At 32.7% G+C, this 6,266-nt stretch carries 7 protein-coding genes; all 7 read left to right on the top strand.

Annotated features, from left to right (window positions below; translation table 11 throughout):
- The coding region (locus AB671_RS22825) for a phage baseplate assembly protein V (protein ID WP_228390999.1) at positions 1-773 on the top strand (773 nt) is incomplete at its 5' end.
- 6 nt (positions 774-779) lie between these two features.
- Positions 780-1,838: a hypothetical protein gene (locus tag AB671_RS19780; RefSeq protein WP_066681483.1), complete on the top strand. Its 1,059-nt coding sequence runs from the start codon at positions 780-782 to the stop codon at positions 1,836-1,838.
- Positions 1,838-2,962 (top strand): PAAR-like protein, encoded by a 1,125-nt coding sequence (locus tag AB671_RS19775; protein WP_066681486.1) that lies wholly within the window; start codon positions 1,838-1,840, stop codon positions 2,960-2,962. Before AB671_RS19780 ends, AB671_RS19775 begins: the two co-directional genes overlap by 1 nt.
- A gap of 5 nt (positions 2,963-2,967) precedes the next feature.
- Positions 2,968-3,531, top strand: coding sequence for a hypothetical protein (locus AB671_RS19770; RefSeq protein ID WP_066681490.1), 564 nt, complete (start codon positions 2,968-2,970; stop codon positions 3,529-3,531).
- Between the two features lie 20 nt (positions 3,532-3,551).
- On the top strand, positions 3,552-4,103 hold the full coding sequence (locus AB671_RS19765) for a hypothetical protein (RefSeq protein ID WP_157444270.1): 552 nt from the start codon (positions 3,552-3,554) through the stop codon (positions 4,101-4,103).
- 111 nt (positions 4,104-4,214) lie between these two features.
- Positions 4,215-4,922: a hypothetical protein gene (locus AB671_RS19760; protein WP_066681499.1), complete on the top strand. Its 708-nt coding sequence runs from the start codon at positions 4,215-4,217 to the stop codon at positions 4,920-4,922.
- Between the two features lie 609 nt (positions 4,923-5,531).
- The gene (locus tag AB671_RS19750; RefSeq protein WP_066681503.1) at positions 5,532-5,987 is read left to right on the top strand and encodes a hypothetical protein; all 456 of its coding nucleotides are present in this window, start codon (positions 5,532-5,534) and stop codon (positions 5,985-5,987) included.
- Positions 5,988-6,266 lie beyond the last annotated feature (279 nt).

The raw sequence follows: 6,266 nt of genomic DNA, 5'->3' as shown, positions 1-6,266 counted from the left end.
TTGAAAGTCCCAGAGCTGAAGCTCAGTTTGCAAAAGTTACTGCCAATGCAGATCCATTAAATCAGGGAAGAGTAAAGGTTCAGTTTGACTGGCAAAGTGGGCAAGATACATCAGAGTTTATCAGAGTAATGACTCCGGATGCAGGAAGCAGTGATAAAGTAAATAAAAACCGTGGATTCATGGCCATTCCGGAAGTTGGCGATCAGGTAATTATCAATTTCGTTCATCAACATCCTGACCGACCTTTTGTAATGGGCGGAATGTTTCATGGTGGAGTTGGCGGTGGCGGTGGAGCCGGAAATAATGTTAAAAGTTTATCCAGTAAAAGCGGAAATATTATTTGTTTAAATGATGGCGCAGGAATTGAAATTAAAGACAGAAACGGAAATCATGTTACTTTAAGCGGAACAGGTGATGTGACCACTTTTGTGAGTAATGATAATAATGAAGACATTGGTAATGATCATACGACGAATGTCAAGAAAAGTTCGGTCATAAATGTCGGCAGCGGGAAGTCTAAAATTACTATGGATGACACAGGAAAAATCTTCGTAGAAAGCATTAAAGAAATTAAATTCAAAACGGGAAGCAGTTCAATAACGCTCTATGAAGACGGATGTATTAATATTGAAGGACTGAACATCACAATAAATGGAAAACAAAGTGTGTGTAATACTTCCGAAGGTGAAGTGCGTATAAAAGGTTCGGGATCTGCTGAAGCATTATTTAACGGAAAAACTCAAATTACAGGTGGACCTGTAGAAATTAACTAAAAGATAATGCAGTTTATAAAATACGAGATTCAAAAGGGAGATACTATAGAATCTATTGCAAAAGATAATAGCTTGGATGTTGATGATTTGATAAAATTTCATAATAAAAATTGTGGAATAACGAACGCCATTATTACGAATAAAATTCCGATACATTTAGAGCATATAATTTTGCCTAAAAATATAGCAAATCATAATCCAAAAAGCAAAGACAACGAAAATGATGATGTTGCAACTTATAGATGTGAACAAACAGTTATTACCAAGTTAAATGGTGTTCCAACGAATACTGCTGATACTAAAAGGGAATATGTTGTTAAGAAAAGAATGATACAGAATTTTCCTGTTGTTGAAATAAACATGACAGATCAGGCAATTTTAGTTAATCCAAATCAGTATCAAGATGCTATATTGCTTGTTGCCGATCTCGATAATGTTAAGTGTAATGGTATTGTAGTAGGTATAGACGCTAAATCCGGAAATATTCAGAGAATTATTAATCAGGATTACATAATAAATCAATGGGAACTTCATAAACGAAAATTAGAGGACGGATATTCCTTTTTAAGAAATCAAAAAGCTTCTGATGCTATCAAAACCTTTATCGGAATGGCTGAGAATCAAATTCTGAATGAAGAAATATTAATTGAGGATCTGAAAACAAAAATGTTTTTTGATGTTTTTTTTGATAAATATCTGGTTAATTCGGAAGATAAATTCGAACCTTATATAAGAAAGTTTTATTCGCAACTTTTTTTAGGTAAAATAATTGATTTACATATTAAACAAGACTTGTTGAGAGAAACAGAAAATAAAATTCTTGTAAGAAAAGTCAGTACAATTGATAAAGAAATTCACAAATCAAAACATTTAGAAAAAATATATAACGAAAAATACAAACCAGTAATACAATATCGTTTTTCAGAGTATAACATCAGTTATAGAGAGAGAATTGTTTATGATGAGGCAACTGCATGGCTGGAGTCTGCGGAGATAACCATCATTGAAGAAGTAAAAAACAATATACAGCTTTTGGTAAATTACAAATTAAAAAAAATTGAATAATGGCTGATTCATATATCATTCAGAGTGTTAACGTAATTTGCACCAATATGCAAGTTCCCGAGCCCCTTAAAATTGGAGTTTCAAGAAGTGATCCTAGTGTTTATAATACTAATAAAGCGCATTATTTTTTGACGGTTGACGACAAAAAGATCAGCGAATCTTTTAAATGTAAAATGGCTGCTAAAAAATGGGGTGGCTTGGCGATGCTATGTGCAGGTTTGGTAATAGGAGGAGCTATACTTCTTTGTGTTGCGACGGGCGGGCTTGCTGCGCCTGCACTGTTGGCGGTAGCTATTACTGCTACTTCTACAGCTGGTGTTGTGATAGGTGCAGTGGGAGCCGTGGGAGCTCTTGCATACGGATTTTACAGAGAAGCCCATGACTGCGATGCAACATTAGAATCAAATTGGGAAAGTTTTCATACCAATGTATTATTTCAGAAGAAAAATGCATTGCTGAATAGTTCTTTTATGGCATGCAGTGTTGGCGGTAAAATTACATTGATTGTTGATGATGCTATTGCTCAGCAGGCTGCAGACTTTATCAGTAACAATAATGCTAAGGAAATTACAGCTCAGGCGCTCAGCAAATTTGGTGCAGGATTGGTGGGCGGTTTAACAGGAGGAGCAAATATTCCCGGAATGCTGATTGCTATCGGATGTGATATTAAATTTGAAGATGGTGAAAATTCGATTTATGATATGGAGAAATTTAAATCTGAAACCGGAGAAACAATCACTGAGGAAAGTATCGGGCTGGGTGCAGATGCCATTGAAGAAGGCAGTGAAATGTATAGTATTACACAGCATAATCAAGCGGTAACACGTGAGATGACACAATACAGCACCGATGCCATTAATGCTGGGATTGCAGGTGATGCTTCACGGCAGGCAAGCCGAGAAATGGCAGCAGATATTGCATCCCGCTCATTCAGAGATTACGGTTGGAAGAATGCATTGAAAGGTGTAGGGCTTGGTTTAGGAGGAGCGGTTGTAGGCTTTGCTTTAGAGCAATCAGTGAATGTCTATGAGAATAGTTTGCAAGATGAAACGTTTGCAAAAGCAGATGATTTAGAACTGTTAGATAGAAAGAATAATATTGAAGTCATTGCTAATAAAAAATAAATTTAATGAAAAAAATGGGCTATGTTATCGGAGTATTAATCGGAATACCCTTATTTATCTTATTAGTAAATTTTCTTTTTTTCAGAGGAAATAATGTTACAAAAAATAATGTCACTGAGTATCTTAATCACTCATTTATTGATACTGTACAATTGAAGCCAGAGGTGGAGAGGTCTTCCACACAATATATTATTGGATTAAGTAGAAGAGGAAATCCTTCTGCATTTTTATACAGATACTTATTTTACTCTGAAAAATATAAGAAACATTTTTCTCTGATGCTTTTTAAAGGTTTTGACTCCAATTCAGAAGAGAGGCATATGGTACTGCGAAGAAATGAAAATGGTGATTTATTAAGTGTAAGAATAAATCAAGATCAGTTGCAATCAAAAAAATATGGAACAAAAGAAAACCCAGTACCAATATTTGCAATAGATCTCCTAAATCTGCAAGGTGGTTTCTCAAAAAATCCGTTTAAAGTTTCAGAGCAAACTAACCTCATCTTCGTAGAACAGTATTTGAAATTCTTTATGCCAAAAGAAGAATTCAAAAATATGTTCAAAGAATAATTTTGATTTTTATGAAAAAAATGGGTTATATATTAGGTCTGTTAATAGGAATACCGGTATTTATTTTTATCATCAATTTCGTGTTTTTCAGAGGAAACAGTCCTTCCGATACCGATATTCAACACTATATTTCTCGTTCAAAAACAGAAATAATTAACTTACCTCAAAATGCTAAAAGCGAAAACATACAGTATATTGCGGGTTTAAGCAGAAGAGGAAACCCATCAGGCTTTTTGCACAAGTTTTATTTTTATAATAATCAGTATAAAAAACATTTTGTTCTTTTGATTTTTGATGGCTTTGATAAAAAATCTACTGAAAGATGGTGGGTACTAGGGAACAATGATTCAGGAGATAAAATTTCTGTACAAATCAATCAAAATCAGTTGAATGATTCAACATATGGTTCGGAGCAAAATCCCATTCCTGTTTTTCCCAAAGATATATTGAACCTGAAAGGTGGATTTACTTCCGATCCGTTTCATGTATCAGATCAGCTAAATTTTATATTTGTGGAACAGTATCTGAAATTTTTTATGCCTAAAGAAGAGTTTAAAAAGAGTTTTAAGTAGTGAAAACCACATATAAAATAATTGGAACAATAATAGTAATCTTGCTGTTAAATTTCATTATAAATTTAATATTTGTAAGTAAAAATAAAGGCAACATATGCTGAGTTTGGTTTGGCTTCAGCATTTGCGCAGGGAACTGGTATGGCAACGGTTTTTGGAACTTCATATTTGATAAACGGTTTGTACGATGAGGTAAAAGATGCAACAGGTTTTGAAAATTATGTAACCGGTGAAGCCTATAATTTGAATGATATGCCTGAAAACCAAGTGATGGTAGAGGCCACGGATAAATCTTATGGTGCAGCTACCGATGCTTTAGGATTTGGTAAAGATATTGCTAAAGCTCAAACATCAGGATATCAAAGTACTACAGTCAATCAAAGTACTATATCACAAAACAGAGTATTTGTTACTGATAGCAGAGGTAATGTCACTCCACCAGGAACCACAATTACCAACACAACCATCTCTGCTAATAATCGTCTGCCAAATTCAAGTATTGGAAACAGCCAAATAAATGTAAATGCTTCAAACACGAGTGTCAGAATTACTCAAAATACAACTACGGCTTCGTCAACGAATGTGAATTCTGTACATGGCACTCAGTACAATAATTCTTTGAGAAGTAATGCTTCAACAGGAGTGAAAACAACTTTGGGTGGTGCACTCAAAGGTTTGGCAATTAATTTTGGTATTGATGTATTAAGAGCTACTTCAAATTGGGCATTGGCTTCACAAATTAGTGATCTTAATAATGCTATGCAAAATGAAGAAGTTGCTGCAAGAGCTAAGATTACGGGTATAGCGGGAAAAGATTAAGAATAAACAGTTTAATATTATATGAAAAATTTAGTATTCACATTAATTTTCATTTTTCCTTTAATAGTTACAGCTATTTTTATCACTAGAATTATCAAAGTCGATTCAAAATTAGAGTTGGTGAAAGAAAATCCTGTTTTAAAAGGAAATCTCAAAAAAAAATAACTATTGATAAGCATGCCAGTAAAAGAAGAGTTTACTTTTATTTAGATGATTCCGAAAAGCATAGATATGAAAGAAATTATAGAGGATTTGTTACAAATTGGTATGTGCTTGGAAATCTTAAACAATTTGAAAACGGTAATACATTAACGTTTTACAAAGAAATAAATCAAAATAAATCAGATGATGAAAAAATCTCATTTTTTAGTTTGAATAATGTGAATAAAAATTTTTCTTATTACTTTGATATTTTTCAATTTGTGAAAGAAAAATATTTTTTTGTTCTTCTCGTGATATTTATAATGTATATTTTCGGAGCAAGTTGGGTTATTGATCACTACGGAGGCATAACTCAGTTAAAAATAGTTAGCATTATTTTTTTTGTGGATATAATATATTTATTGTTGTTATTATTTTGGTGAAAAAAATTAAAACTAAAATTATTTTATGAAAAGAGTAATTCAGATTATTTTATTAATATGTTCGATATTTATTTTCGTTGTAATCATTAAATATAATTTTTTTACAGATAATGAAAGCAAATTTTATAAAAACGGTTGGGATTCTTACGAAAATAAACAATATGACTTGACGCTGTTTTATCTTAATCGCGTTGATAAAAATAAATATCCTGATGTTGTGGCACCAATAGGATTCTCTTATATGGAAAAGAAAGATTATAACAATGCAATATCTAATCTCACAATTGCATACAATAACGGAATTGGAAAAAAAGAAGGGTATCGTGATAAGATAACGAATTCTTTAGGCATTTGTTATATGCAGATTGGTAATCTAACAAAATCAAAATATTTTTTACTTGAAGCAGAAAAACAAGGCAACCCAGACAGTACTGGAAATCTTAAAATTTTAGATTCATTGTGGGAAACGCAAAAAAAATAGAGAAAAATTCATTATATGTCGTGTTTTTATAGGATTGGTCTTTTAGAAAGTCTTTTTTCATTGATTTAACTATATGAATTAGAATCTACTTCTCTAATTCACTCCCCCAAAAATAACAAAATTAAAACTGTAGAATCAAAAACTACAGAGAAAGTAAAACATCTCAGATATTTTCACCAAATTAATGATGGTTGAGGTGACCCATGAAGTGGATGCAAGAGGATATTATACAGGAAATTTTGAAGCAATTGCTGCAGACAGCGGTTATATCCCACGTCC

Origin of the sequence: Chryseobacterium sp. BGARF1, from assembly GCF_001677955.1 — a bacterium.
Classification (GTDB): Bacteria; Bacteroidota; Bacteroidia; order Flavobacteriales; family Weeksellaceae; genus Chryseobacterium.
This window is presented reverse-complemented; position numbering and strand designations above follow the sequence as displayed.